25 protein-coding genes are annotated in these 26396 nt (G+C 70.0%); 8 read left to right on the forward strand and 17 right to left on the reverse strand.

All coding sequences use genetic code 11. The features are described from left to right. The first annotated feature begins 194 nt into the window (after positions 1-194). Both DW296_RS05060 and DW296_RS05065 read left to right on the forward strand, forming a co-directional pair. Positions 195-6824, forward strand: coding sequence for a DUF7507 domain-containing protein (locus DW296_RS05060; protein ID WP_240742994.1), 6630 nt, complete (start codon positions 195-197; stop codon positions 6822-6824). 64 nt (positions 6825-6888) lie between these two features. Continuing rightward, entirely contained in the window at positions 6889-7356 is a 468-nt protein-coding gene (locus DW296_RS05065) for a hypothetical protein (RefSeq protein ID WP_136051350.1), read from the forward strand. Positions 7357-7378: 22 nt separating this feature from the next. On the opposite strand, the gene DW296_RS05070 is transcribed toward DW296_RS05065, so the two are convergent. After that, complete coding sequence (locus DW296_RS05070) at positions 7379-8239, reverse strand: ribokinase (RefSeq protein WP_136051351.1); 861 nt, start codon at positions 8237-8239, stop codon at positions 7379-7381. Between the two features lie 49 nt (positions 8240-8288). Here DW296_RS05070 and DW296_RS05075 point away from each other — a divergent pair, with 49 nt between their 5' ends. Further along, on the forward strand, positions 8289-9221 hold the full coding sequence (locus DW296_RS05075) for a nucleoside hydrolase (protein WP_136051352.1): 933 nt from the start codon (positions 8289-8291) through the stop codon (positions 9219-9221). Between the two features lie 3 nt (positions 9222-9224). Here the strand turns inward: DW296_RS05075 and DW296_RS05080 are convergent, their stop codons facing one another. Next, positions 9225-10226 (reverse strand): LacI family DNA-binding transcriptional regulator, encoded by a 1002-nt coding sequence (locus tag DW296_RS05080; RefSeq protein WP_168428985.1) that lies wholly within the window; start codon positions 10224-10226, stop codon positions 9225-9227. Between the two features lie 131 nt (positions 10227-10357). Here DW296_RS05080 and uriT point away from each other — a divergent pair, with 131 nt between their 5' ends. Continuing rightward, a complete protein-coding gene (gene uriT, locus DW296_RS05085) occupies positions 10358-11767 on the forward strand; it encodes a uridine transporter UriT (protein ID WP_136051354.1) in 1410 nt (469 codons plus the stop codon). A 6-nt stretch (positions 11768-11773) separates the two neighbouring features. Here the strand turns inward: uriT and DW296_RS05090 are convergent, their stop codons facing one another. The 5 genes from DW296_RS05090 to DW296_RS05110 form a co-directional block, all read right to left on the reverse strand. Further along, complete coding sequence (locus tag DW296_RS05090) at positions 11774-12916, reverse strand: calcium:proton antiporter (RefSeq protein ID WP_240742989.1); 1143 nt, start codon at positions 12914-12916, stop codon at positions 11774-11776. A gap of 122 nt (positions 12917-13038) precedes the next feature. Beyond that, positions 13039-13842, reverse strand: coding sequence for an SDR family oxidoreductase (locus DW296_RS05095; RefSeq protein WP_136051356.1), 804 nt, complete (start codon positions 13840-13842; stop codon positions 13039-13041). Then, entirely contained in the window at positions 13839-14312 is a 474-nt protein-coding gene (locus DW296_RS05100; protein WP_136051357.1) for a MarR family winged helix-turn-helix transcriptional regulator, read from the reverse strand. Before DW296_RS05100 ends, DW296_RS05095 begins: the two co-directional genes overlap by 4 nt. Before the next feature lie 27 nt (positions 14313-14339). Beyond that, positions 14340-14654: a hypothetical protein gene (locus tag DW296_RS05105; protein WP_136051358.1), complete on the reverse strand. Its 315-nt coding sequence runs from the start codon at positions 14652-14654 to the stop codon at positions 14340-14342. After that, complete coding sequence (locus tag DW296_RS05110; protein ID WP_136051359.1) at positions 14651-14917, reverse strand: hypothetical protein; 267 nt, start codon at positions 14915-14917, stop codon at positions 14651-14653. Before DW296_RS05110 ends, DW296_RS05105 begins: the two co-directional genes overlap by 4 nt. A gap of 357 nt (positions 14918-15274) precedes the next feature. Between DW296_RS05110 and DW296_RS16695 the strand changes: the two genes are divergently transcribed. After that, positions 15275-15409, forward strand: coding sequence for a hypothetical protein (locus DW296_RS16695; protein ID WP_256209374.1), 135 nt, complete (start codon positions 15275-15277; stop codon positions 15407-15409). A gap of 137 nt (positions 15410-15546) precedes the next feature. Further along, entirely contained in the window at positions 15547-15855 is a 309-nt protein-coding gene (locus tag DW296_RS05115) for a hypothetical protein (RefSeq protein ID WP_136051360.1), read from the forward strand. 8 nt (positions 15856-15863) lie between these two features. Here the strand turns inward: DW296_RS05115 and DW296_RS05120 are convergent, their stop codons facing one another. The 7 genes from DW296_RS05120 to DW296_RS05150 all read right to left on the reverse strand — a co-directional run bounded on the left by DW296_RS05120 (position 15864) and on the right by DW296_RS05150 (position 22699). Continuing rightward, positions 15864-16844, reverse strand: coding sequence for an SRPBCC family protein (locus tag DW296_RS05120; protein WP_136051361.1), 981 nt, complete (start codon positions 16842-16844; stop codon positions 15864-15866). Continuing rightward, the gene (locus tag DW296_RS05125) at positions 16841-17086 is read right to left on the reverse strand and encodes a hypothetical protein (protein ID WP_136051362.1); all 246 of its coding nucleotides are present in this window, start codon (positions 17084-17086) and stop codon (positions 16841-16843) included. The genes DW296_RS05120 and DW296_RS05125 overlap by 4 nt, the downstream gene beginning before the upstream one ends. An 80-nt stretch (positions 17087-17166) precedes the next feature. Further along, the gene (locus tag DW296_RS05130; protein ID WP_136051363.1) at positions 17167-17862 is read right to left on the reverse strand and encodes an ABC transporter permease; all 696 of its coding nucleotides are present in this window, start codon (positions 17860-17862) and stop codon (positions 17167-17169) included. 83 nt (positions 17863-17945) lie between these two features. Then, positions 17946-18689: an ABC transporter gene (locus tag DW296_RS05135; protein ID WP_136051364.1), complete on the reverse strand. Its 744-nt coding sequence runs from the start codon at positions 18687-18689 to the stop codon at positions 17946-17948. Then, entirely contained in the window at positions 18689-19669 is a 981-nt protein-coding gene (locus DW296_RS05140) for an ABC transporter ATP-binding protein (protein WP_168428986.1), read from the reverse strand. Before DW296_RS05140 ends, DW296_RS05135 begins: the two co-directional genes overlap by 1 nt. Then, positions 19666-20838, reverse strand: a complete 1173-nt coding sequence (locus DW296_RS05145; protein ID WP_136051366.1) for a hypothetical protein — start codon at positions 20836-20838, stop codon at positions 19666-19668. Before DW296_RS05145 ends, DW296_RS05140 begins: the two co-directional genes overlap by 4 nt. A gap of 541 nt (positions 20839-21379) precedes the next feature. Next, positions 21380-22699 (reverse strand): cytochrome P450, encoded by a 1320-nt coding sequence (locus DW296_RS05150; RefSeq protein ID WP_136051367.1) that lies wholly within the window; start codon positions 22697-22699, stop codon positions 21380-21382. Between the two features lie 149 nt (positions 22700-22848). Between DW296_RS05150 and DW296_RS05155 the strand changes: the two genes are divergently transcribed. Continuing rightward, positions 22849-23286 (forward strand): SRPBCC family protein, encoded by a 438-nt coding sequence (locus DW296_RS05155; protein ID WP_060923431.1) that lies wholly within the window; start codon positions 22849-22851, stop codon positions 23284-23286. Between the two features lie 7 nt (positions 23287-23293). Here DW296_RS05155 and DW296_RS05160 read toward each other — a convergent pair whose 3' ends face one another. Together DW296_RS05160 and DW296_RS05165 are read right to left on the reverse strand one after the other, a co-directional pair. Then, positions 23294-23992, reverse strand: a complete 699-nt coding sequence (locus tag DW296_RS05160; RefSeq protein WP_136051368.1) for an aspartate/glutamate racemase family protein — start codon at positions 23990-23992, stop codon at positions 23294-23296. 4 nt (positions 23993-23996) lie between these two features. Continuing rightward, complete coding sequence (locus DW296_RS05165) at positions 23997-24818, reverse strand: shikimate 5-dehydrogenase (protein ID WP_205807837.1); 822 nt, start codon at positions 24816-24818, stop codon at positions 23997-23999. Positions 24819-25298: 480 nt separating this feature from the next. On the opposite strand from DW296_RS05165, the gene DW296_RS05170 reads away from it, so the two are divergent. Then, a complete protein-coding gene (locus tag DW296_RS05170; protein WP_017203899.1) occupies positions 25299-25505 on the forward strand; it encodes a cold-shock protein in 207 nt (68 codons plus the stop codon). 90 nt (positions 25506-25595) lie between these two features. Here DW296_RS05170 and DW296_RS05175 read toward each other — a convergent pair whose 3' ends face one another. Next, complete coding sequence (locus DW296_RS05175) at positions 25596-26261, reverse strand: HAD hydrolase-like protein (RefSeq protein ID WP_136051369.1); 666 nt, start codon at positions 26259-26261, stop codon at positions 25596-25598. Positions 26262-26396: the final 135 nt, after the last annotated feature.

Raw genomic sequence — 26396 nt, forward strand, 5'->3', positions numbered from 1 at the left:
GCCCTGGAGTTCCCTGATCGCTCGCCTTACCCTCGGCGGTATCCCAGCTCGGGGAGCGGGTGAGCCGGGATCTGGACAGGGGAGTGTTCATGCGGGGTTCTCTGCGCACGCGGTCTGGTCGAGAAGAGAAGATGGATCGGAGAGCGCGACGACGACCACGGTCATCACCGCGGACGTCGTGGGCGGTGGCGACCATGCTCGCCCTCGTGCTGGGATCGCTCGTCGCGCCCGTGGGGCCCGCGACTGCAGCCCCGGGCGACCCGGCGCAGCTGTATCTCGGGGTGTCGTACGAAGGACCCGTCGTCGGCTCGGACAAGGATCTGACAGCCCCCACCGAGTGCCCGGCGAACTCCGTCCTCACGGCCGTGCGGACGGAGAACCGCACCGCGGACGCGCCGGGCTCCTCAGCGAACTCGATCCTCACGCGCTTCAGCCTGCAGTGCTCGACGATCACCGTGAGCAACGCCGGCGTCGTCACCTCCACGGTGAACCCCACCTGGATCGAGGGTCCGGTCTACGACCAGAGTCGCGGCAACGTGCAGACGGCGACGTGTCCGGCGAACACCTTCGTGCATCGCATCACCGGCACCACCTTCGTCGGCGACAACGGCGCGCGGTGGCCGTCGTCCGTGCAGATCACGTGCCGCCCGATGACCTTCACCGCCGCGGGGGAGCTGCGGATCGACCTCGCGGCCTCCGCCACCGTCCTCACCGCCGGGCAGAACTTCAACACGAACGGCGGCCTCAACACGCCGACCCCTCGATGCGGCCCCGCCGGCACCACCGGGACGAGCGACATCGTCGTGCGCGGCTACCGGGCGCAGAGCGGTGGCGAGGGCATCGACGGGTTCAACCCGTCGTGTACGACGATCCCCGATGACTTCGGCGACGCGCCGGCGAGCTACGGCTCGGTCTCCCAGGAGCTGAATGCGGCGACGTACCTTGGGTGGTCGGTCGATGCCGAGAGCGCGATGCAGTACAGCGCGAATGCGACGGGTGACAACGCGGTCGGCGGCACGGCCCCGAACCAGACCATCAACGACGAGACGGGGGTGGCGTCGTTCGGGCCGATCATGGCGAGCGTGACGAACACCTATTCGGTGTCGGTGCTGGCGTCGAACAAGGTTCCGGGTGTGCCGGCGACCCTGGTCGGCTGGATCGACTTCAACCGCAACGGCGTGTTCGACGCGAACGAGGGTGCCACCGCGACGGTCCCGGCGGGCACGGCGGACGGCTCGTCGGTGACCCTGAACTGGTCCGGCATCGCCTCGCAGACGGTGGGCGGGCAGACGTTCGCGCGGTTCCGCATCCAGAGCGGGACGGGGTTGACGACGGCGACGCCGACCGGGACCGGCGGTCCGGGTGAGGTGGAGGACTACGCCGTCACGATCACCGCTCCCGCACCCTCCCTCGCCCTGACGAAGACGGTCACGCCGACCACCGCCACCGCGGCGGGGGACACGGTGACCTACTCGTTCGCGGTCTCCAACACCGGAAACGTCGCCGTCTCGGGACTCGGCATCCGCGAGTCCGCGTTCAGCGGCACGGGCACCCTCGGGGCGGTGAACTGTGCGGCGACGACGCTCGCCGTGGGGCAGAACACCACCTGTACGGCGGCATACACGCTGACCCAGGCCGACATCGACGCGGGCACGGTGACGAACACCGCGCTCGCGACCGGAACGTCCGAGGCGAACACGGGCGTGGAGAGCAACCCGAGCACCGCGACGGTCACCACGACCCGCACCCCGGCGCTCACCGTCGTGAAGTCGGCGACCCCGTCCGGACCGGACGACTTCACGGTCGGACAGGTGATCGACTACTCGTTCATCGTCACCAACACCGGCAACGTGACCGTCTCGAACATCGCGGTGAACGAGACGGCGTTCACAGGCTCCGGAACGCTCTCGGCGGCCGTGTGCCCGACGGCCCCGCTCGCCCCGGGTGCGCAGGCGACCTGTACCGCGAGCTACACCCTGACGCAGGCGGACGTGAACGGGGGATCGGTCAGCAACACCGCGACCGCCACCGGTGTGCCTCCCGGGTCGCTGACGCCTCCGGTGTCCCCGCCGTCGACCGTGCGCGTGCCGGTGGACCCTGCTCCGGCGATCTCACTGGAGAAGAGCTCCGAGACGACCGCGATCACGGGCGCCGGACAGGTGATCGACTACTCGTTCCTCGTCACCAACACCGGGAACGTGACCCTGACGAACGTCGGCATCGACGAGGAGTCCTTCTCCGGCACCGGGGCCCTCGACGTGACCTGCCCCGCCGGCGCCGCCTCCCTCGCGCCGGGGGCCGAGGTCACCTGCACCGCGAGCTACACCGTGACGGCTGCGGACTACAACACCTCGGCGCTCACGAACACGGCCACCGCGACGGGCACGCCGCCGACCGGCACGGCACCGGTGTCCTCGCCGTCCACGGTCGAGATCCCCGTCACCTCCGCCCCGGCGCTCACGGTGGCGAAGACGGCTGACCGCACGGAGATCACCGCAGCCGGACAGACGATCACCTACTCGTTCCTCATCACCAACACGGGGAACGTGACGATCGCCGACGTCGGCGTGACGGAGACCACGTTCAGCGGAACGGGCACCGCTCCGGTCATCACCTGTCCCGCGGCCGCCGCATCGCTGGCCCCGGGCGCCCAGGTGACGTGCACCGCGCCCTACGTGGTGACGCAGGCGGACATCGACGCGGGCGGGGTGACCAACACCGCGACCGTGACCGGGGAGCCGCCCACGGGGGAGCCGCCGGTGTCGCCGCCGTCGACCGTGGTGGTCCCCGCGGACGAGACGCCCGCGATCACCCTCGTCAAGACGGCCGATCCGACGTCGATCACCGCCGCCGGGGCGACCGTCGACTACGCCTTCCTCGTGACGAACACGGGCAACGTGACCCTCACCGACATCACCGTGACCGAGACCGCGTTCTCCGGCACGGGCACGGCGCCTGTCGTTACCTGCCCGGCGGCCGCAGCGACGCTCGCTCCGGCCGCCCAGGTGACCTGCACCGCGTCCTACGAGGCGTCGCAGGCGGACGTCGACGCGGGCCAGGTCACCAACACCGCCACCGCGACGGGCACGCCGCCCCGCGACCTCGAACCGCCGGTGTCGGCGCCCTCCACGGCGATCGTCACGGTGCCCGGCGCGCCCGCCCTCACGGTGGCGAAGACGGCCGACCGGACGGAGATCACCGCCGCGGGCGAGGTCATCACCTACTCGTTCCTGGTGACGAACACGGGCAACGTGACCATCGCCGACGTGACCGTGGACGAGGTGTCGTTCTCGGGTACCGGCGCGACTCCGGTCGTCACCTGCCCCGCAGCGGCCGCGTCCCTCGAGCCCGGGGCTCAGGTGACCTGCACGGCGACCTACGAGGTGACCCAGGCCGACATCGATGCGGGTGGCGTGACGAACACCGCCACCGTGACGGGCGACCCGCCCGGAACCCTCGAGCCGCCGGTGTCGCCGCCGTCGGAGGTCGAGGTGCCCTCGATCGAGACGCCCGGCATCACCGTCGTGAAGTCGGCCGATCCCTCCACCGCCGCCGGCTACACGGTCGGCACGGAGATCACCTACACGTTCGTCGTGACGAACACGGGCAATGTGACCCTCACCGACGTGACGGTGCAGGACACGGCCTTCACGGGCTCCGGCGAGCTGTCGGCCATCTCGTGTCCGGCGGGGGCCGCTTCGCTCGCGCCGGGGGCGCAGGTCGCGTGCACTGCCACGTACACGCTGACGCAGACCGACGTCGACGCCGGGCAGCTCTCGAACACGGCGACCGCGACGGGCACGCCGCCGTCGGGCACACCGCCGGTGTCGCCGCCCTCGACGGTGGAGATCCCCGGCGACCCGGCTCCGGCGCTGACCGTGGCGAAGACCGCTGACCGGACGGAGATCACGGCCGCGGGACAGACGATCACCTACTCCTTCCTCGTGACCAACACCGGCAACGTCACGGTGCGTGACGTCACGGTGGAGGAGGGCACCTTCACCGGAACGGGCACTGCTCCGGTGGTGACCTGTCCTGCGGGCGCCGCCACGATGGTTCCCGGCGCGCAGGTCACGTGCACCGCCGAGTACGTCGTCACCCAGGCCGACATCGACGCGGGTGGGGTGACCAACACTGCCACGGTGACGGGCACGCCGCCGTCGGGAGAGCCGCCGGTGTCGCCGCCGTCCGAGGTCGAGGTGCCGTCGGAGCCGTCGCCGGGGCTGACGGTGTCGAAGACGGCGGACCGGACCGAGATCACGGCCGCGGGCCAGACGATCACGTATTCGTTCGTCGTGGTGAACACGGGCAACGTGACGCTGACGGATGTGGAGGTGACGGAGGCCTCGTTCACCGGCACGGGGACCCCGCCGGTCATCGAGTGTCCGGCCGCGGTGGCGTCGCTCGCTCCCGGGGACGAGGTGACCTGCACGGCGGAGTATGTCGTCACGCAGGCCGACGTGGATGCGGGTGGTGTGACGAACACCGCGACCACGACCGGTACTCCGCCCTCGGGTGAGCCGCCGGTCTCGCCGCCATCCGAGGTAGAGGTGCCGTCGGAGCCGTCGCCCGGCTTGTCGGTGGTGAAGTCGTCCGACCGGTCGACGATCACCGCAGCGGGTCAGACGATCACGTACTCCTTCCTGGTCACCAACACGGGCAATGTGACGATCGCGGACGTGACGGTGGACGAGACGGGCTTCACCGGCACCGGCACGGCTCCGGTCGTGACGTGCCCGGCGGGCGCCGCGTCCCTCGCGCCGGGAGCCCAGGTCACCTGCACCGCGCCGTACGTGGTGACGCAGGCCGACCTCGACGGCGGCGGGGTGACGAACACCGCGACCGTGACCGGCACGCCGCCCTCGGGCGAGCCCCCGGTGTCGCCGCCGTCGACCGTCCTGGTCCCCGGTGACCCGGCTCCCGCGCTGACCGTGGCGAAGATGGCCGACCGCACCGAGATCACCGCGGCGGGCCAGACGATCACGTACTCGTTCCTCCTCGCGAACACGGGCAACGTCACGCTGACGGATGTCGGGGTGGACGAGGTCTCGTTCACCGGCACCGGCACGGCGCCGGTGGTGACCTGTCCCGCGGGAGCGGAGTCGCTCGCTCCGGGAGCGGAGGTGACGTGTACCGCGCCGTACGTCGTGACGCAGGCCGACATCGATGCGGGTGGCGTCACGAACACCGCCACCGGCACGGGGACACCGCCGTCGGGGCAGCCGCCGGTCTCGCCGCCGTCGACGGTCGAGGTGCCCTCGGACGGGTCGCCGGCCCTCACGGTGGCGAAGACCGCGGACCTCACGCGGATCAGCGCCGCAGGGCAGACGATCACGTACTCGTTCCTCATCACCAACACGGGCAACGTCACGATGACGGATGTCGGCGTGGACGAGGTGTCGTTCTCGGGGACGGGAACCGCGCCGGTGATCACGTGTCCGGCCGCGGCGGCCTCGCTGGCCCCCGGTGCGTCCGTGACCTGCACGGCGCCGTACGTGGTCACCCAGGCGGATGTGGATGCCGGGCGACTCACGAACACGGCCGTCGCGACGGGAGAGCCGCCGACGGGTCCGCCGACCGGCGAACCACCGCTCACGCCTCCGTCGACGGTGGAGGTCCCCGGTGACCGGAACCCGGCGATCGCCGTGGTGAAGTCGGCCACCCCGAACGCCCCGGACACCTACGTGGTGGGGCAGGAGATCACCTATTCGTTCGTGGTGACCAACAGCGGCAACGTGACGCTGACGGATGTCGTGGTCAACGAGGGGACGTTCTCGGGGACGGGCACGTTGTCGGCGATCGACTGTCCTTCCGGCACCGCGTCGATGGCTCCGGGAGCGCAGCTCGTCTGCACCGCGTCGTACGTGTTGACTCAGGCGGACATCGATGCGGGTCAGGTGACGAACTCCGCCACGGCGACCGGTGTGCCGCCCGGCGACCTGGAGCCTCCCGTGTCGCCGCCGTCCGAGACTCGCGTCCCGGCGCTCCCCGCCCCGGGGCTGAGCATCGTGAAGTCGGCGACCCCGGCCGTGCTGACGACCGTGGGGGAGACTCTGGAGTTCTCCTTCGTCGTCACCAACACGGGCAACGTCACCCTGGCGGACGTGGCTGTCGATGACACCGACTTCTCCGGTGAGGGCGAGCTCTCGGCCGTCACCTGCCCGGACGACGCCGCCCGCATCATCCCGGGCCAGACGGTGACCTGTACGGCGACGTACACGACCACGCAGGCGGACGTGGATTCCGGGCGCCTGACGAACACGGCGACGGCCACGGCGACGCCGCCCACGGGCACCCCGCCGGTGTCACCGCCGTCGACCGTTGAGGTGCCGTTCGACGGGACCAATTCCCTCGCGATCGAGAAGCGGGCGACGACCGTCGACGTGAACGCCAACCGGCTCATCGACCTCGGCGACCGGGTGGAGTGGACGATCATCGTCACCAACACCGGGGCGCAGACGGTCTCCGACATCGTCGTGTCCGACCCCACGGCCGGTGTGGTCACCTGCCCGGCGACGAGCCTCGCCTCCGGGGAGCAGATGACATGCACGGTGCCGCCGCACACGATCGACGCCGCGGACGTGCGTCGCGGTGAGGTGCGCAACGTCGCGACCGTGACCGGCAACACGCCGGGAGGGCCGATCGATCCGCCGACCTCGCAGACGGTCACCCGCGTGGTGCCGACGCCGCCGAGCGGACTCGCGGTCACGGGCGGCACGCTCGCCGCCGGCGGCCTGCTGCTGGGCGGGGTGATGGTCCTTGCCGGACTGGGTCTCGGCCTCATGCGGGTACGTCGGCGAGAGGAAGAGCAGGAACAGCGCTGATCGAGAGACGGTCCGTGGCGGGTGATCGCCCGCCACGGACCGTCCCCGGTCGAAGGAGGAGCCCATGATGTCCACACGCCGCCGCAGCATCGTCCGCTTCGCGGCTCCGATCCTGATCCTCGGATTCCTTCTCAGCGGCTGCACGCCCGCTCCGGAGGAGCCGGCCCCGACGCGCACGGCCGCGGAGGGAGCGCCGCAGATCCCCGGTGAAGACGAGGGGGTCGTGGGAGCGACGAGCGTGCCGGAGGATGTGCCGGACGCCCCGGAGGTGCGCGCCGGGACCCAGATCACGGCGTGCAGCACCGAGGACGACGGCGGGACGGCGGAAGGTGTCGTCGGCAATCCCACCGACGAGGATGCGACCTACGTCGTGACGGTGTTCTTCACCACCGATGCAGCAACGGTCGTCGGGTCCGGTCAGGCGACGGTGGAGGTCCCCGCGGGCGAGGAGGCCGACTGGTCGCTCACCGCGGACTTCGTGCCGCCGAGTGACCTCCGATGCGCGCTGCGCGGAGCGGGCGCGGCGTCCTGACCTGATCCCGGTCGCGGGGCCGCTACGGCACGGGGACGTAGCGCGCGAGCGGCTCGAAGGGCGGCTGGGAGGAGAGGTCCGCGACGGCGGCCGCGCCGACCGCGCAGGCCGTCTGCAGGGCCGCTCGCGGGGAGAGCCCGCTCTGCAGGGCGAGCACGAGCGCGGCACAGAAGGCGTCTCCCGCGCCCACGGTGTTGACGGCGCGGGTGGGTACGCCGTCCGCACGGGCGATCTCCTCGCCGCCCCGGAACAGGGCCGCGCCCGCGGCGCCGTAGGTCACGGCGACGAGTGCGGCATCCGCCAGCTCCGGCATCAGCTCGCGCTCGGTCTCGTTCACGATGAACAGATCCACCCGCTCGAGCAGCGCGTCGGGGAGGGGCCGGGCGGGGGCGGCGTTGACGGCGACGAATCCTTCGGCGCGGGCGACCACGTTCTCGACGACGGACAGCGCGATCTCCAGCTGCAGCAGAACCGCCTCGTCCGGCGCGAAGGCGACGTCCTCGAGGGAGACGAGCTCGTTCGCGCCCGGGCACACCGCGATCTGGTTCTCGGCCTCGGCGTCCACGACGATCAGGGCGGTCCCGGTGGGTGCGGCGACCTGGCGGAGGTCGGTGGTGTCGACGCCGGCCCGACCAAGCTCCTCGCGCATCCAGGCGCCGTCGGCGTCTGCCCCCACTGCGCCCACCATCCGCACCCGGCCGCCCAGCTTCGCGGCCGCGACGGCCTGGTTGGCGCCCTTGCCGCCGAGGTCGCGGGAGAGCCGGCCCCCGGCGACCGTCTCCCCGGCGGTCGGGAGCCGGTCGACGAAGGCGGTGAGGTCGACGTTCGCGCTTCCAACGACGACGAGGGCGGGGGCGGGGAGGGCGTCCGGCTTGACGTTCATGAGAAAGAGTGTAAACGTTTACGCAGACCCGATTGCAAAGGAGCACCCCATGCCCGTCCCCGTCCTCCTCGACTGCGACCCCGGCCACGACGACGTCTTCGCCATCTGGCTGGCGGCCGGGAACGAGCGCATCGACCTCCGCGGCGTCACCACCGTCGGCGGCAACGGCTACCTGGAGCACACGACGCGGAATGCCCAGATCGCCCTCACGGTCGCGGGCGTGACCGGCGTGCCGGTCGCGGCGGGAGCCGACAAGCCGCTCCGCCGTGAGCTCACGCCGGGGGCCTGGATCCACGGCGACAACGCCCTCGGCGGACCCGTCCTCCCCGAGCCCACGGTCCCGCTGGATCCGCGGCATGCCGTCGACTTCCTCGCGGAGACCTTGAACGCGTCCGCGGAGCCGATCACGGTGATCCCCACGGGCCCCCTGACGAACATCGCCCTGCTCCTCCAGCAGCACCCGGAGGCCGCCCGCAAGATCAAGGAGATCATCTGGATGGGCGGATCGACAGGGCGCGGGAACGTCGGCGCCTACCCCGAGTTCAACGCCTGGGCCGACCCCGAGGCGGCCGCGGTCGTGTTCGCGTCCGGTCTGCCGCTCACCATGGTCGGACTCAACATCTCCCATCAGGCCCTCATCACCGAGGAGGTCGTGCAGCGGATCGCGGCGGTCGGCAACCGCACGGCCGCGTTCGGTGTCGAGCTGCTGCGCTTCTTCTCCGCGTCGTACGACCGGGCCGAGGGGATGCCGGAGGGGCCGCTGCACGACCCCATCACCGTCGCCATCGCGATCGACCGCGCCGTCGCCACCGTGCAGCGCTGCCACGTCGACATCGAGACGGCGGGCGAGTTCACGGCCGGGGCGACCTGCGTCGACCTCCACGACATGCTGGGCAAGGAGCCCAACGCCGACGTCGCGCTGACCCTGGACGTGCCGGCCTTCTGGGACCTGGTGACGGATGCCGTCGCAGCGCTGGCCTGACGATCACGCGCCCGGCGCGGGAGACGTCGACTCCGCCACGCGCAGAGTCGGCGTCACGCGCCGCAGGGCGTATGGCGTCTCCGGATCGTCCATCCGCCGTACGAGCGCTTCCACCGCTTCCGCGGCGAGCTCGTCGAACGGCTGGACCACGGTCGTGAGCCGCGGCTCGCACACGTCCGCCAGCATGGTGCCGTCGAACCCTGTGATGAGGATGTCGTCCGGGACGCGCAGGTTCGCGCGCTTCAACGCGGCGATCGCGCCCGCGGCGACCAGGTCGTCTCCCGCGACGATCCCGTCCGGAAGCGGACCGCGGGCCCGCAGCCGCGCGACGGCGGACTCTCCGAAGGAGAGAAGGTACTCGCCGAACACGTTCTCCTCGACCGGCAGCGACCGCGCGCGGACGATCGACTCGAACGCTGCGCGGCGCTCGCGGCCGACCGACGTCACGTCGTTGCCCGAGACGAGGACGATGCGAGAGGCGCCGCGGGAGGCCAGATGGTCGACGGCGAGCCCGATGCCATGATCGTTGTCCACCCCGACGAAGTCGGCATCGAGGTCCAGCACCCGCCGGTCGACCTGGACCAGCGGAAGCCGCTGGGCAGTGTCGGCGACGGCGTCGAAGGACAGCTCCGCGTCGGACGGAACGACGAAGACCCCCTCGACACGGCGCTCCACGAGCATGCGCAGGCGGGCGCGCTCGCGGTCGACATCGCCGTGCGAGTCCGCGATGACGAGATCGAACCCGCGACGCTGCAGGTGGTCCTCGAGCCGGTGGACGAGTTCGCCGTAGAACGGGTTGCTGATCACCGGGACGACGACGCCGATGGTCGCGCCCGTGCCCTCGCGCAGACCGCGGCCGATGAGGTTGACCCGGTAGCCGAGCTGCTCGGCCACGCGCGCCACATGCTCCGCGGTGGCTCCGGACACGCGCTCCTTGCCGTTCAGCGCGCGGGACACCGTGGCGATCGACACCCCGGCCGCGGCTGCCACATCGTGCAGCGTCACCGACGGCTTCCTCATCCGCACCTCGACTCCCGACGGGCACCGACATCGGCGCCTCGACTCCCAAGATAAGCCGCGCGTAAAGGATTACGCATTCCGGCGCCCCCGCACCGACACGAAGAAGTGAGTACGACATGCACACCACCGCCCTCCGGCCCCGGACGGCCGTCGCGCCCCTGATGGTCGCCCTCCTCGCGGCCTGCCTCGCGTTCCAGCTCAACGCGAGCATGCTCAGCCCGGCGCTGGTCACGATGGAGCGCGAACTCGACGCGACGGCCTCCGAGATCGCCGCCACCCAGACGGTGTTCTTCACCGCCGCCGCCCTCTTCACCCTCTTCCTCCCGCGGCTGGGCGACCTCATCGGACGGCGCCGGGTGCTCGTCGGCATGCTCGTGGTGATGGCGGTCGGCTGCGTGGTCGCAGCGCTCGCGACGAACGTCCCGATGCTCTTCGTCGGCCGCCTCATCCAGGGTGTCTCCGGTCCCGTCGTCCCGCTGTGCCTGATCATGCTGCGCGCGGCCGTCGCCGACCCGAAGATGTACGGCACCCTGCTCGGCGTCGTGACAGCCGTCAACGGCGGGATCGCCGGCGGCGACGCGCTGCTCGGCGGCTATCTCGCCACGAACCACGGTTTCGCCTCGATCTTCTGGACCATGGCCGGCGTCGCCGTGGTCGCGGCACTCGTCGTGCGCCTTCTCGCCCCGGAGACGATGGCGGAGGACCGCCCGCGCATGGACTGGTGGGGGTCGTTGCTCCTGGTCGTCTCCGTCGGATCGATGCTCGTCGCCCTCAACGAGCTCGGGAAGCTCGCCGAGGCGGATGTGCTCCTGGTGGTCGTGCTGGCCGTCGTCTCCGTGGTCTCCTTCCTCGCGTTCTGGAAGCTCGAGGGTGCGCTGCGGGACCCGCTCGTCTCGCCCGCCCAGTTGAAGCAGCGTGCCACCTGGGCGCTCTCCGCGACATCGTTGCTGACCCTCTCCGGGATCTTCGCGGTGATGAACGGCGTGGTCCCTGCGCTGGCGCAGGACACCGCGATGGGACTCGCGATGAGCGCGGAGGAGGTGTCGTTCTGGATCCTTATGCCGTACGCCCTCGCGGGCCTGCTGATGGGACCCCTCACCGGACGGCTCGCCGCGACCGTGGGCTACCGGGCGATGCTGCGGATCGGGCTGGTCGGCACGATCGTGGTGCTCGTGCTGATGGTCGCGAACGTCGGGACCTCGTCGCGGATCACCCTGCTCCTCCTCTCGGTCGCGGCCGGCATCACCTACGCCGGCATCGGCAACATCATGCTGAACGGCCTGGGGGTCGTGCTGTCGCCCACGGAGAAGCCGGGCTCCCTCCCCGGGCTGAACACCGGTGCGATCAACCTCGGGGCAGGGCTGAGCTTCGTCGTGATCTACGCGGCCCAGACGTCGTTCGGCGGCAGCGGGGACACGGCGGGTGGCTACGTCGCCGCGCTCCTCACCGGCGCCGTCGTGCTCGCCGGCGCGCTGACGTTCTCCCTCTTCATCCCGAAGCCCGTCCACGCCGAGCTGACCCGCTGAGGCGGCTCAGCTGAAGAGGATGAGGACGTAGACGGCGAAGGTCGCCAGGTGCGCCGCGCCGTGCATCGCGGTGACCCGCTTCGCCGCGAACGTCGTCACCGAGAGCAACAGCGTCACGGCCAGCATGAGGAGGTTCGCCGGTGATTCGGCGAGCACCACCTCCTGCCCGGTGAGCATGCCGATCAGGAGGACCGCCGGGATGGTCAGACCGACCGTCGACACGAGCGCGCCATGGCAGAGGTTGTTCACGCGCTGCGCCTCGCCGTTCAGGGCGGCGCGGATCGAGGTGATCGACTCGGGGAGGAACACGATGCCCGCGATCAGCAGCCCCGCCAGGGCGACCGGAGCGCCGAGCCGGCCGAGACCGTCGTCGAGCAGGGCCGCCATGTCGTGCGAGAGCAGCACGATCGGGACGACCGTGACGACGAGGAGCACGAGGCGGGTCAGCACCTCGACGCGGTGGGCCGCGAGCACCTCGCGGATGGGGGTCCGCGGTGCCGTCGCGCTCTCCGTCGCGCGGGCCCCCGCCCGCAGCCGCTCGTCCACCTCGGTGAAGTCGTCGGCCTGCGCACCCATCTGCCGGAACAGGAAGAACGCGTAGAGGGCGAGGGTGAGCAGGATGATCGGGATCTCCTGCCCGATCGTGTAGGCACCGCCGTCGCCGATGAGCCCGGGGAGGCCGAACGCCAGAGCGACGAGGACTACGAGCATCGACAGGTACGCGGACGTGCCGGTGCGGTTGTGCGCCATCCCCCGATGGCGGAGACCGCCGAGGAGGAGGGCCAGGCCGATCACGAGGTTGAGGATGATCATCGACACGGCCATGACCGAGTCGCGCGCGATCGTGGCGTGCTCGCCCGGTCCGAGCATGACGGCCGAGATGAGGATCACCTCGATCAGCACGATCGACAGCGTCAGCACCAGGGAGCCGTAGGGGTCGCCCAGTCGGTGGGCGAGGGACTCGGCCTGCTTCACGACGCCGAAGGCGCAGACGAGGATGACGGCGACGATCGCGAGGAGGGCGACGACCAGGAGCGGTCCGGGCACGGGTGGCGCGAGCAGCGGGTGCAGGGCGAGCAGGGCGGCGAACGCCCCCCACCCCAGGGCCACACGCAGGACGTCGGTGCGCGTGATGAACGACCGGATCATGACGGACTCCTTCATGAGTCAGTCGTCGTGTGCGGGTACTGCTCCCTCGTCCGCTGCTCCGGGTGCCGGAGACACCTCCAGGATACCCGCGCTCCCGGAACAGCGGCTGAGCAGAGCCGGACTCAGCCCTGCGGAGCGTCGTTCCAGGACCAGATGTCGTCGCCGCGCAGCACCGCGTCGGCCCCGCCGTCGCAGTAGATCGTCTGCCCCGCCATGTGGGTGTTGGCCGGGCTGGTCAGCCAGACGAGAAGCTCGGCGATGGAGGACGCCGGCTGGTGGTAGTTCAGTGGCATCGGCACGGCGGCGTCCACCATGGCCAGGCCCTCGGGCGAGTCGAGCAGGCCGGCCGTCATCGCCGTGGTGACGGTGCCGGGGGCGACGGCGTTCAGCGGGATGCCCGCTCCCGCCCACGCCGGAGTGACGCTCTCGCGACGGACCCAGCGCGACAGGGCGCGCTTGCTGGACGAGTAGTTGAGGAACCCGGCCTCGGGCGTCGCGGCCAGGCGGTCGCCGATCTCGATCGCGCGCGCCTCGTCGCCGGCGAGGGCGGCGTCGACGAGCTCGGGCGACACCGGCTGCAGCGAGGCCATCGACGACACCACGGCGGCGCGGGGTGCGTCGGCCAGGCTCAGCGTGGGCTGGAGCGCGGTCAGGAACTCGGTCACGCCGAAGAAGTTGATGGACATCGTCTTCGAGATCGGAGCCGAGATGCCGGCGCAGGCGATGACGGCGTCGATCCCGTCGTCTGCCGCCTCGACCACGGCGCTCGCCGCGGCCAGACGCCCCTCGTGAGTGGACAGATCTCCGTCGACCTCGACGCCGGCGAGGTCGACGCCGATGACGGTGTGGCCCTGAGAGCGGAGCAGCTCGGCGGTGGCGGCGCCGATGCCGGATGCTGATCCGGTGACGATATAGGTGCGGGTCATGAGGTTTCCTCCTTGATGGACACGACCGGCGGCGTGCCGGACAGTGCGGTGACGAAGCGGCCGAGCTGGCGGCGGAATCCGTCGATCTCGTCCGCTGACCAGCCTGCGAGCGCATCGCCGACCATGCGATGGCCGGCCTCGACCAGGCGCGCATAGGCCGTCCGGCCCGCGTCCGTCAGGCGCACCTCGACCGTGCGTCCCGAGCGCACGGGGTCGACGACGCCCTGCGTCGCCATGCGGGCGACGAGCTTCGACGTGGTCGGCCGCGACAGTGTCGCGTGCGCGGCCAGGTCGCCGAAGCCCATCGCACCGCCGTTCATCCCGAGCAGGTAGAGCGCGCGGATGGCGGACGGATCGAGGGCGACGTCGACGGCTTCCGCGACCTGCCGTTGCAGGTCGCTCTCACTCCATTCCGACACCACGCGGACGAGGGCCAGGTGGATGCCGGCGACGTCTTCGCCGGTGGTCATGGAACCAGGGTACGCCGCAAAGTTGCCTCAGGCAACAGTTGTGATGTATCCCGTACTGGTCGTGTCCTCCGCGAGCGTGAAGAAGTGCCGACCGCCCGCGCGCCGCGCGCGCCGCCACCGTCGCTGCTGCCCGTCGGCGTAGTCGAGCACGATCCACGCGGGCGGGGGCGTGCCCTGCGGGCCGAGCACGAACGAGCACGCCCCGAGGCCGGGGGAGGCGAGCTCGGCGACGAAGCGGTCGTCACCGGGGGCGAACGGCGCCGTGTCATGGAGCTCCGCCGCCTGCAGCCGCAGCACGGTGTCAGCGTGCTCCTGGGTCTCCGTGCGGAGCCGGCGCCTCACGCGGCACCGCCCTGGCGTGCCGCCCACTCGCGGGTATCCCGGAGGTCCTGGGCGTCGAGGTAGGCGCGGATCACGTCCGCGGTCAGGCGGATCTGCGCCTCCGTGCCCATCGCCGCCTGCATGACGCCGATCGCGGGCGCCGGCTTGCTGTCCACTCGCTCGAGCGCCTCCCAGACGATGTCCTCACGGCCGCCGCGGCCGAGGGCGTGCGGCATCGAGGTGAACCCCGTCCTGCGCTGGTCAGTGGGTCGTGTCTCTGGCATGGGTGTTCCTCTCTCGGGGCGGATGGGCAGGCTCGCGCCGAGGGACGGGGGTCCCTCGCGGGGCGCACGTCGGACGGCGGGGTGGTCTCCCCGGGTCGGTGCGCGTGGTGCGGTGGCGCGCTCCGCAGGCGGCCCGGTGAGGGGTGTGCGGAGCGGTCGGCCTGGCCGGTTGCTGTCCTCCGACGGTATCACTTTATTTTGAGTCATTCAAAAGAAGTGCGAGAGCGTGCACCGCGACGCACGGGGTGCTGAGCGATTCCCGCGACCGTTTTTCTCCCGTTCAGCGGGAAATTTGACTTCCCTGTGCTTCCGGGTATGGTCGGGGGTTACGCCAGCCAGTCACAAAGGGGAAGCGCCATGTCAGGAAAGTCCACACCGGGTCGCGCAGGAAAGAAGGAGCCGCAGCTCTCGCTCAAGGAGAAGCGGGCGGCGAAGCGCGCGAAGAACGCCCCGGACGAGTTCCTCAAGCCTCGCAAGGGCGCGAAGAGCTGAGGGCTCCGGCCCGGTGGGGGTGGCGGTCCTCCGCTGCGCCCACCGGGGATACCGGGGCGACGGCGACCTGTCAACGGGCCTTGTCCTCAGCGCGGATTTGGCGCACTCTGGAGTCTCCGCCACGAGAGGAGCGCGTCATGTCGAACCCGGAAGCCTTCATGTACCCGGATGAGCCCTTGCTGTCGGAGGAGGCTCTGCGGCTCGCGGAGGAGGACGCCGAGTCCGACGAGGAACCGTCCCGCGAGGGCGTCGCGGCACACCTCGCCGAACGGGGCGGCGACGACCCGGATGCTCTTCAGGACGTGCCCGCCGGTGGCGCCGGTGCGGACGCCGGGGCCGGAAACGCGGCGCGTGTCGACCCGGCGTCGAAGAACCCGCCCGAACCCGCCTACGAGTCGACCCACAGCAAGGAGCCGGGCGTCGGTCCGCGGCACGAAGGAGACTGAGCCGCGGCTCAGCGGAAGATCCGGCTGATCCCGCTCTCGACCTGCGCGAGCTGGATGAACACGAGACCCCGCCAGAGCGGACGCAGCGGTGCCCGCAGCACCCGTCGCACCGGACCGCGGGGCCTGGTCTCCCACGTCATCGTCGCGCGGAGCTGCGTCCCGCCTGCGGCCGGTTCGAGTGCCATCGTGAGGACGCGCGGATTCGCACGGGGCGCGTCGGGGTACTCGAAGCGCCAGGTGAGCGCCCCGGACTCCTCCTCCTCCCGCATCACGCAGAGGCGATGGAACTCGGGTTTGCGACGAAGGGGTCGTCCGTCCGGGGCCGTCGCCGGGGCGAACGCCTCCCAGGGGCCGTCCTCCCCGGCGGGGAGGACGGCCGCGACGCTCTGCTCCCACTCCGGGAGCCGTTCGGCGTCGGCGAGCACCGCCCGGACCTCGGCTTCCGCGGCCGGCACGAACATCGAGCGGGACCCCGTGATCCCCCTGGCCGCCGGCTTTCGGCCCGGCCGTGGGGAGCGCGCGGTGCCCTCGACCTCGTCGAGCTGCGCCGTGAGGTCGTCTTCCGTGACTGCGAGCCGACCGAGGATGGCGGCGATCAGGCCGCTGGGTTCGCCGAGAAGGGCCCGAAGCACGGCGGCGGAGTCCCCGCGGCGACCTCCCTGGGACGCGGCTCGGAGCACCGCGAGGGCACGCTCGGTCCAGTCGTAGCCGTCCGTCTCGTGGAAGATGATGCGACCCGGACCCACCGCCGGGGCGTCGATCCCCATGGCGAGGAGCTGCCCCGCGTGCTGCGCCTCGACGGCGGCCCGGGCGGCATCGAGGCCGATCCCGGCCCGCCGGAGCACCTGCCCGCCGGTGTCGGCGTCGATCGTGAGCGCGAGCAGCAGATGATCGATGTCCGCGTCATGCACGCCGAGGCGCGACGCCTCCTCCATCGCCGCGAGCGACAGCGTGTGCATGGTGGCGGCCGCCTGCGTGAAGCGACTCATGCGTTCCTCCGCGGCACCGGGATGGTGGGGTCGATGCGGCGGCTGTGCTTCTTGTGCACGGCCTGCCTCGTCACACCGAGGGCGTCTGCGATGGCCTGCCAGCTCATCCCGGCGCGGAGCGCGGCCTCCACCTGACGCAGCTCGAGCGCGTCGGCGAGCGTCCGGAGGGAGGCCACGGCGCGCAGGCCGGCGCGCGGATCGGTCGTGTCCGCCGCGGTGCGGGCGATGTCGAGGGACTCCATGCTGTCAACCTAGGTTGCTGAGGTGCGGATTGTCAACCGGGGTTGCTCGAAGGGTCGCTCGAACCGTCTGAGGCGGCCGATCAGAGCACCTGTTCAGAAGCTCCCTCGCGCACGATGCGTCGCTCGTGCCACTTCCAGGTCACCACGCCGACGAGCCCCCATGCGGCACCGACCACGATCGCCGTCAGCATCTCGCTGCCCGCAGCAGCGAGACTTCCGGATTCGATGAAGGACCGTGCCGCGGTCGTCACATGGGTCAACGGAAGAACGCCCGCCAGCGCTTCGAGCGGCGCCGGGAAGAGCGTGACGGGTGCGATCACCCCGCATACGAGCGGGAGCGCGTAGCCAGCGACGTTCGAGGCGACGAGCGGGTCGCGCATTCCGAGCCCGAGGCCTCCGATGAAGACACCGAGGCCTGCACTGGCGACCACAGCCGTTGCCACGAAGAGAGGGATCTGCAACCAGACCGCTGGCGCGATGGACGCCCGCGACAAGAGAAGGATGGCGTACGACGATGCGATTCCGGTTACCACGCCGATCAGCACGGGTACGGACAGCCGCCCGAGCCACAGCGACGTGTTCGCGCGGGGCGAGAGAAGGAGGAACGCTCTCGTTCCCTCGAAACGATCGGTGACCACAAGAGTGCTCACCGTCACCGTGGCAGCGATCGCTCCGGAGGCGAGAGACGCCGCCAGGGCGTCGCCGGGCCGGAGGCTCGTCGTCCCGCCGGAGGCGAGCAAGAGGTAGAACAGCGCGGTGAGGAAAGGGACCACCACGAGCCCGACCAGGAAAGTGATCGGGGATCGTGTCTCCGGCAGAGACACGTAAGAGACCCGGGCTCCCACTGCGAATGCGCCCCTCACGAGACGGCCAGCGTTCCGTTGACGCGGGCGCGCGTGATCGCCGCGCGCAGTCCCACACCGGCCAGCACCACCCACACACAGCTCACGGCGACCGAGAGCCCGCCCCATGCCACTGCAGCACTGACGGATTCTGCGTGGCCGGCGAGAACCGCGCTGGTGAGCGGGTGCACCAGGGCGACGGGTGCGAGCCAACCGGGGAGCTCCGCGAATGGCACGACGATTCCGATGAGCATCCACACTGGAACCAGGATGAGGGGTTCGAGTGCGGAGGCGGAGGGGTTCACGACGAACAAGGAGGACAGCAGCGCTGCTGATCCGATGCAAGCGATGAGTGCCACCAGCACGCCGATCGCCGATTCGATCGTCAGTTCGAGCTCATGCGAGATCACGAATTGGATGAGCATTGCGAACGGAATCCCCACCATCCCGATGAGCGCCGCAGACGCGGTCAAGGCTCCGAAGACGACTCCAGGCCGGTGCACGCTCAGAACGTGCGATTCCAGAGTGCCCTGGAATCGCTGATACATGATGAGTCCCGCTGCCGTGGTCGTGGTTGCCCAGACGCCGGCCGTCGACGCGTCCAGCCACGTGAGCGGCGCTAGCGGGGCGCCGACGTTCATCGCGCCGAGTCCCCGCAGCAGGAGGAAGCTCACCGGAGCGAGCAATGCCGTCTGCATGAAGAACGGCACCCGCAGCAATTGCCGGGCGTGGAAGCCTGCAAGAGCGAAGAACACGCGCATCACTCGTCGCCCGGATTCTCTGCCGGGACGCGGCTCCTCGCCAGAAACGCGAGGTAGGACTCTTCCAAGCTCGGCCTGCGCAGCCCCAGTGGCTCGAGGTTCAGCCGCTGCGCGAACGAGGAGTGCGGGTCGATGTCGGACCATGCGACGTCCACATTCCACCCCCCGTAGGTCTGCGTGGTGAGCACTTCCACGACACCCTCGACGCTCCTCAGCGTCGCCTCGACCTCGTCGGAGAAGGTGAGCGTCCGGTAGCTGGTCACTCCTGTCAGCCCTGCGGCGGAGGCGATGTCTTCCACGCTGCCCTCGACGGCGATGCGCCCCGTGTCGATGACAGCGATGCGATCCGCGAGTTCTTCCGCTTCCTGCATGTAGTGGGTGGTGAGGAGCACTCCCGTGCCGGCCTCACGGAGACCTCGGACGAGGGCCCGCAACTCCCGGGCCCCTTCAGCGTCGATGCCGATGGATGGTTCGTCGAGCAGGATCAACTCCGGCTCACACAGGACCGCACGGGCGATGTGCAAGCGTTGCCGCATTCCGCGCGAGAACTGCTCGACCCGGTCCTTGCTCCGCTCGCCCAGCCCGACCATCTCCAGAGCATCGGAGATCCGCCGATCACGCTTCCTCCGGGGGACGCCTTGCAGCTCTGCGAAGAAGCGAAGGTTATCTGTGGCGGATGCTCTCATATAGAACCCGCGGTCACCGCCGAGCACCAGACTCATACGAGCACGGACATGCCGGTAGTGCGTCGTGACGTCCATCCCGCGAAAGAGAATCCGCCCATTCGTGGGCGTCAGCAGAGTGGCGATCATCTTGATCAGCGTCGTCTTGCCTGCACCGTTGGGGCCCAGATAGGTGACGATCTCCCCTGATCGGATCTCCCCGGAGATACCCCGCACGGCCTCCACTTCGTCGGCGCCGCGGGAGTAGGTCCTCGTGACGTTCTCCAGCGTGACGAGGGCCGCGCCCGAGCCGGTCACCAGTCTTCTCCTTCGATCCACGCCTTCAGCCCCACCGGGTCATCCTGCAGGGATTCGTAAACGGTCTGAGCCATCTCGTTCTCACCTCGCTCGTGGTGAATCGCAATGAGGAGCTTTCTCGTCGACGTGACCTGCGTAACCGCCCCATCACGACAAACGATTCGCTCTGCTTGCTGTACGAGGTCGAGCGCCTGTGCCAGCTCCTTCGCTTGGAAGGCGATGTAGCCGCAGAGGATCATCGCCTCGGTTCCGGAGCCGCGGTCATCATCGAGCGCCCACTCCATATGCTGCTGGGCCATTCGGTGGGCCGCGCTGACGTCGCCGCTCATCGCTTCGAGCTGTATGAGGTTGACTCCTGCCTGAGCCAGGTACCTGTTGCGTTCGTCCTCCCCGACTCGTTGCAGACCGGTCGCGCTGAGCTTCTCCTTTGCTTCTTCTATCGAAGCTCGGGCTCTGACGGCATCGCGGCGTTTCGTCCAGACAAGCCCGCGGAGGTTCTCTCCCACACCGAGCATGACGTCACTGTCGCCGCGGCTGATCTGACGTTCCTCGGTGAGTTCGTTGATTGCGTCGGCTCGTGCATCCAGAACCGCTTCGCCGGTTTCGAGGTCATCGGCCCGTTTGATGAGCCACGCCGCTTTGCGGATGAGGGCCATGCTCCACAGGAATGGGCCCGTCGCGTATCTGGAGGACAGTTCAAAAGCCTCTCCCGCGCGATCGTCCCCCACCCCCGACAACGCCGACGCCGCATAAGTCAATGCGCTGCCGCCATGCTTCTCTGCCTCCTCGATGATCCTGGGGGCCACCTTCGCTGCAAGGTCCCACTGGCCTGCGAAGTTGATAGCGGCGTCGAGATGAGCCTCGGCGCCCTTCCACAGGGGGTTTCCTTGAGCGATGCTGCGATGCATCGATTCTGGCGTGGCCTCCTTGAGGTACTCATCCACGTTGATCCCCACCGCGACTGCGACTGCGTCCAAGTACCGCTTGGGATCGTCCGAGGCGCGAACGCCGAGGTCGGATGCGTAGTTTGGCGCGAGCAGGCTTCGTCGGACTGGAATGTATGGAAAAGACGCCAGTGTGGCTCGTTCGCGCATGGGAGCCGGGAGCCGCTCAGCGTCGAGGAGATCTCGCGCGAGCCGTGTGATCGGATTCAAGCCGTTCCTTGTCATTCCGCGCACCTTTCAAAGGCCACGCTGCTATCAATGAGGCACACAAAGGGGCGGTGAGCGCAGAGAACTGCCTCACCGCCCCTGCCCGGTGGGACCGGGTGCGTTCCACTTAGCCGCCGTGGTTCCAGGTGAACGTGATGGTGCTCACGAACTCAGGGACGCTGTTCTTGACTTCGGTCGCAATGCTCTCGATGTGAGTCATTCTGCACTTCCTTTCACGCCGCGAACGGGCGGAACCCCCCCACCCGCAGCCTCCGGTCCATCAATGAACCGTCAGCATACATCACTGTTCAGGAGCCATTCGGAACCAGTTCTCCTCGCCGGGGTCCTCGAGACTATGACGCGATTCTTGGGGAGCGTTGGGCAGCTTCCGCGCCCGATCAGTGGTCGGTCGCCAACAGCATGCGCTGCTGCCGACGCTCGCACATCGCCGCTCTCTCCGGTGTAGCGGTCGTCCTGCTCGTCGCTGCGGGCGGGCGAAGTGCGGCCTGGGGCAAGTGTGGCGCGGTCCCGCCACGTGAACTCCGGTGGCGGCCGATCGCTACTCGGCCGTCAGTCGGCTGATGGGGCAGACCCGTCCTCCGGACGTGGGCTTGGTGGGCAGGCGGCGGCGGTTCACGTCGAGCCCTTCATCGAGCACCGTCAGCTCCGGGTCGCTCAGCACGGCGACGGCGGCGGAGAGTCCCGCGATGACGAGCTTCTCCCCGGGGCAGCGGTGACCGGTGGCGACGTCGCCACCGCCCTGGGGGACGAAGGTCGTGATCTCCTCGTAGTCGTCCACGTCGGTGAATCGCTCGGGGGCGAACCGCTCCGGGTGCGACCACGACCGCTCGTCGGTGTTCGTGCCGAGGATGTCGAGGACGACCCGGCCGCCCTCCGGGACCGTGACGCCGTCGATCTCGACCTCGGCGATGGTGCGACCAGGCAGCATCGGCACGAACAGTCCGGTCCGCCGCACCTCCTGCGCGAACATCGTCGCGAGCGTTCCACCCACGAGCGATCCCCGCTCGGCGGTCTCGGCCGCGATCCGCGTACGCCACTCGGGGCGGTCGTGCAGCTGTTTCGCGGCGAAAGCCACGAAACGCGCGGCGGCGATCATGGGACGGATGCTGTTCTGCAGCTCGACCCCGGCGACCCGGGCAGGCAGCAGCTCGCCGTTCTCGTCGCGATGCGCGGCCCACAGGGCGAGCGCCGTGCCCTCCGGCGCCGCCAGATCGCCGGCACGGACCGCTTCGATGAGGCGATGCGCATGCCGGTCCGAGAAGATCCGGTTCGCGAAGGCCTCGACGTAGGCGGGGGAGTAGGGGGCGCCGAACCCGTCGACGATCTGCGCGAGGCGCGCGGCCCAGCGGGTCTGCGCCGCCGCGGTCCCCGGCAGTCCGGCCCAGCGCATCATGGCGCGCCCGAAGGCGCCGACGGCCGCGTCGTAGGCGCTGCGGGTGCCGCCGGCGCGCCAGTCTTCACGCTCGGCCGCCCATTCCCGTTCGAGGAACGGTGTGAGCCGTTCGACCTGCGCATCCTCGTACGCGGCTTCAACGAAGGTGGCCTTGCGGCGGCGGTGGGCGGTGCCGTCGAGCGCGTGCACGGACCCGTGCCCGAACAGGGGCTCGCGGACGATCCCCGGCATGGCGCCGGCGCGGGCGATGCGGCTCTCGTCGTAGAACAGCTCCACCCCCTCGGCACCGCGGACGAAGGCCGCCGGGTGCCCGAGGAGGCGCATCGGGGCCGACCGGGCGCCGGGGCGGGCTCGGCGCCAGATGCGCTCGCCGAAGTCGTAGCCGTGGGTGAGCAGCGACGGCGAGTCCTCGTGCAGGACCGCGTCGACACCGTCGGACAGTCGGGAAGTCAGTCGCTGAAGCATGATCCGACCCTGACACGGGATCTCGACGGGGCCCAGGGGGAAGCATCCTCGAGACGTTTGTGCTAACCGGGACGGTCGGTGTCGCCGATGTCAAGCACCTGCCCGAGCGAAGTTCGCGGCGCGCAGGATGGAGGCAGAACGGAGGAACCATGGCCACCAACACCCGCGACCTGACGTGCACCACCCATGACGTGTTCCGCGTGCTGGCGAACGGCTGGCTCTACCCCGCGTGGGTGGTCGGCGCCTCCCGCATGCGCGACGTCGACGACTCCTGGCCGGCGGCGGGCGCCCAGCTGCACCATTCGGTCGGCACGTGGCCCGCGCTCCTGGACGACACGACCGAGCTGGTGGAGTGGCACCCGCCGCACCGTGCGGTCATGCGGGCCCGCGGTTGGCCGGTGGGCGAGGCGCAGGTGACGATCCGTGCGCGCACGACCCCGACGGGGTGCCAGGTGCGCATCGACGAGGAGCCGGTCAAGGGCCCGGCGACGATCCTGCCCCGGTTCCTGACCACGCCGATGCTCCGCTGGCGGAATGCGGAGACGCTGCACCGTCTCGGCTACCTCGCCGAGGGCCGCGCGTCATGACACGCGTTCAGCGCGTCGGCGCCATCGCGGCCGCGACGGCCGCCTCCACATGCAGGGCGGTCGTCGGGAACACCGGCACCGATGTATCCGCCGCGGAGACGAGGAGCTCGATCTCCGTGCACCCGAGGATCACGCCGTCCACGCCGCGGGCGATGAGCCGGTCGATGACCTCGACGTAGCGACGGCGCGACTCGTCGAGGATGATCCCGTGGACGAGCTCGTCGTAGATGACCGCGTGCACCACGCGGCGGTCGTCCGCCTCCGGCACGAGGGTCTCGATGCCGCGAGCGGCGAGGCGTGCGATGTAGAACGGCCGCTCCATCGTGAAGGCGGTGCCCAGCAGCCCGACCCGACCGAGCCCCGCGTCGGTCACCGCGGCGGCCGTCGCGTCCGCGATGTGGAGGAACGGGATGTCGACGGCGGCAGCTATGCGGTCGGCGACCAGGTGCATGGTGTTCGTCGCGAGGACGAGCAGTTCGGCGCCGGCGGTCTGAAGCGCCTGTGCGCGGGCGGCGAGGAGTCCGGCGGCGGCGTCCCAGTCGTCGTGAGCCTGCATCGCCTCGATGTCGGCGAAGTCGAGGGAGTCGAGCAGGATGCGGGCGGAGTGGTGTCCGCCGCGCAGGGCGCGGACGCGTTCGTTGGCCAGGCGGTACCACTCCAGCGACGACTCCCAGCTCATGCCGCCGAGCACGCCGATGGTCTTCATCGGGTCACGCCCCCGCCCGCATGAACTCCTCGGCGGCGCGCACCTGCTCCGCGGACGGACGGATGCCGGTGTACAGGACGAACTGCTCCAGTGCCTGTCGCGTCGCGACCTCGGCGCCCGTGATCACCGTCTTGCCCGCGGCCCGCCCGGCGGCGATGAGCGGCGTCTCGGCGGGCAGGGCGACGACGTCGAACACGACGACGGCGGCGGCGATGGCCTGTTCCGGGAAGGCGAGCGCGTCCGCCTCCGCGCCCCCGGCCATCCCGATCGGGGTGACGTTCACGAGCACGTCGGCCGTCGCGTCTCCGACCTCCGCACGCCAGGCGAAGCCGTACAGCTCGGCGAGGGCACGGCCCGCGGACTCGTTCCGGGCGACGAGCGTCACATGCGTGAAGCCGGCGTCGCGGAACGCGGCTGCCGTTGCCTTCGCCATGCCGCCCGAGCCGCGGAGGAGGACGGAGGACGCGGGGTCGAGGTCGTTCTCCGCGATCAGCTGCGCGATCGCCGCATAGTCGGTGTTGTGGGCCGTGAGCACGCCGTCGTCGTTCACGATCGTGTTGACGGAGTCGATGGCCTGCGCCGAGGGGTCCATGCGGTCGACGAGCGCGATGACGTCCTCTTTATAGGGCATCGAGATCGCGCACCCGCGGATGCCGAGACCGCGCACACCCGCGATGGCCTGCGCCAGGTCGGTCGGGGCGAAGGCCTTGTAGATCCAGTTCAGACCGAGGGCCTCGTACAGGTGATTGTGGAAGCGCGTGCCGTTGTTGCTCGGCCGTGCGGACAGCGAGATGCAGAGCGTCATGTCCTTGTTCAGCATGGTCACCGAATCAGGCTACCGCCGCATCTGTCAAGGTCCATGGCGCCGGATCATGTCCTCCCCTATGGTGAAAGTGCATGCAAGGGGATCGATCGTCTACGCCTCTCCCCAGGAGGCGGAGGCCCTCCCCACGGGCCGGACGATCCGTGCATGCGATTGGGCCCTCTCGAGTAGTTCAGTCCCCAATGGACTCCTCGAGAGGGCCGCTCTCCGGCTAGCCGCCACGAAGTTTTTCAGATTTGTCCCCCAAAAGGGGGACAAGAAGCTCGCGGAGGGGTTAGGCTGTTTCTGACGCACCCTCCGGTCGTCTTCGGCCCTCATCGCTCCCCCCGCGGTGAGGGCCACACCATTTTCCGGGCGCGTCCGCTCATGCAACATTTGGATTACCTTCTCGCAACGGCTATTCCGCCGGGGGTCCCCTCCACTAGCGTTAGCGATGTCGGTGCACCCCTGCGTCGGCTTCTACATCAGCAGAACAGGCAGTACATGAGCACCCAGGGCACGGTCAAGTGGTTCAACTCGGAGAAGGGCTTCGGCTTCATCTCCCCCGACGACGGAGGCGCTGACGTCTTCGCGCACTACTCCGCCATCCAGTCATCCGGCTACCGCTCTCTCGAAGAGAACCAGCGGGTCGAGTTCGATGTGGCGCAGGGTCCCAAGGGCCTGCAGGCAGAGAACATCCGCCCCGTCTGAGGCGGAAGCAACACCGGGAACTCCCCGTCGGAATCACGCGCAGGCGCTGACCCGGCGGGGAGTTTCGTCTTCCTGACGGCCTGGGGCCGGTCAGGGCAGCAGGAGTGCGCGCAGCTCGTCGACGCTCGTGACGCGGAACGCCGCGTCGTCGCCCTCGTGCGGGTCGCTGAATCCCCAGCCCACGAAGATCACCGGCACGCCGTTGGCGAGACCGCCCTCGACGTCGTGGTGCCGGTCGCCCACGAGGACCGGGCGGGAGGTGTCGGCACCGAGCGCGCGCAGCCGTCGCAGCGCCTCGGCCACGATGTCCGTCTTGGACGCGAGCGTGGCCTCGTCCGGCGTGGCGCCCACGGTCGTGAGGAACGACGGCCGGAGTCCGAAGTGATCGACCAGGGCGTCGACCTGATTCTCGGGCTTCGAGCTCGCCGTCGCCTGGGGGACGCCGGCCGCGTGCAGGTCATGGATCAGCTCGGCGACCCCCGGATACGTCTGCACGTCGGTCGTGTACCCGTCGGCTTTGCCGAGGGTGCGGTAGAACGCCACGGCCTCGGTCGACTGCTCCGGCGTCATCCCAGCCTGGTCCTGGAAGGACTGGAACATGGGAGGGCCGATCCAGTGCACGAGCTCCTCGCGCGTCGGCGCCGGGTGGCCGAAGTGCGTCAGGGCGATGTTCAGGCGACGCAGGATCCCGACCGAGGCGTCGACGATGGTCCCGTCGACGTCCCAGAGCACACACGAGTAAGGCGAAGAGGGCATGCCTCCAGCCTAGGGTCCCGCGAACGGGTGCCCGCCCGTCCTGCACAGGTGTGCACGAAACGGGTTCATCCACCGAACGCGGGAAGGCCCTTCACGCCGATCTAGAGTCGTGACAGCGGCGGGATCACGGGTGAG

This window comes from Microbacterium sp. K36 (genome assembly GCF_004794355.1).
Taxonomy (GTDB): domain Bacteria; phylum Actinomycetota; class Actinomycetes; order Actinomycetales; family Microbacteriaceae; genus Microbacterium; species Microbacterium paraoxydans_D.

Excerpts from the sequence above, each read along its gene's own strand:
- DW296_RS05065 (WP_136051350.1), top strand. The coding sequence starts at position 6,889 with ATGATGTCCACACGCCGCCGCAGCATCGTCCGCTTCGCGGCTCCGATC.
- DW296_RS05070 (WP_136051351.1), bottom strand. The coding sequence starts at position 8,239 with ATGAACGTCAAGCCGGACGCCCTCCCCGCCCCCGCCCTCGTCGTCGTT.
- DW296_RS05150 (WP_136051367.1), bottom strand. The coding sequence starts at position 22,699 with ATGCTTCAGCGACTGACTTCCCGACTGTCCGACGGTGTCGACGCGGTC.
- DW296_RS05090 (WP_240742989.1), bottom strand. The coding sequence starts at position 12,916 with ATGATCCGGTCGTTCATCACGCGCACCGACGTCCTGCGTGTGGCCCTG.
- DW296_RS05060 (WP_240742994.1), top strand. The coding sequence starts at position 195 with ATGCTCGCCCTCGTGCTGGGATCGCTCGTCGCGCCCGTGGGGCCCGCG.
- DW296_RS05100 (WP_136051357.1), bottom strand. The coding sequence starts at position 14,312 with ATGACCACCGGCGAAGACGTCGCCGGCATCCACCTGGCCCTCGTCCGC.
- DW296_RS05155 (WP_060923431.1), top strand. The coding sequence starts at position 22,849 with ATGGCCACCAACACCCGCGACCTGACGTGCACCACCCATGACGTGTTC.
- DW296_RS05075 (WP_136051352.1), top strand. The coding sequence starts at position 8,289 with ATGCCCGTCCCCGTCCTCCTCGACTGCGACCCCGGCCACGACGACGTC.
- DW296_RS05095 (WP_136051356.1), bottom strand. The coding sequence starts at position 13,842 with ATGACCCGCACCTATATCGTCACCGGATCAGCATCCGGCATCGGCGCC.
- DW296_RS05120 (WP_136051361.1), bottom strand. The coding sequence starts at position 16,844 with ATGAGTCGCTTCACGCAGGCGGCCGCCACCATGCACACGCTGTCGCTC.
- DW296_RS05135 (WP_136051364.1), bottom strand. The coding sequence starts at position 18,689 with ATGCGCGTGTTCTTCGCTCTTGCAGGCTTCCACGCCCGGCAATTGCTG.
- DW296_RS05125 (WP_136051362.1), bottom strand. The coding sequence starts at position 17,086 with ATGGAGTCCCTCGACATCGCCCGCACCGCGGCGGACACGACCGATCCG.
- DW296_RS05110 (WP_136051359.1), bottom strand. The coding sequence starts at position 14,917 with ATGCCAGAGACACGACCCACTGACCAGCGCAGGACGGGGTTCACCTCG.
- DW296_RS05145 (WP_136051366.1), bottom strand. The coding sequence starts at position 20,838 with ATGACAAGGAACGGCTTGAATCCGATCACACGGCTCGCGCGAGATCTC.
- DW296_RS05175 (WP_136051369.1), bottom strand. The coding sequence starts at position 26,261 with ATGCCCTCTTCGCCTTACTCGTGTGTGCTCTGGGACGTCGACGGGACC.
- uriT (WP_136051354.1), top strand. The coding sequence starts at position 10,358 with ATGCACACCACCGCCCTCCGGCCCCGGACGGCCGTCGCGCCCCTGATG.
- DW296_RS05170 (WP_017203899.1), top strand. The coding sequence starts at position 25,299 with ATGAGCACCCAGGGCACGGTCAAGTGGTTCAACTCGGAGAAGGGCTTC.
- DW296_RS05160 (WP_136051368.1), bottom strand. The coding sequence starts at position 23,992 with ATGAAGACCATCGGCGTGCTCGGCGGCATGAGCTGGGAGTCGTCGCTG.
- DW296_RS05115 (WP_136051360.1), top strand. The coding sequence starts at position 15,547 with ATGTCGAACCCGGAAGCCTTCATGTACCCGGATGAGCCCTTGCTGTCG.
- DW296_RS16695 (WP_256209374.1), top strand. The coding sequence starts at position 15,275 with ATGTCAGGAAAGTCCACACCGGGTCGCGCAGGAAAGAAGGAGCCGCAG.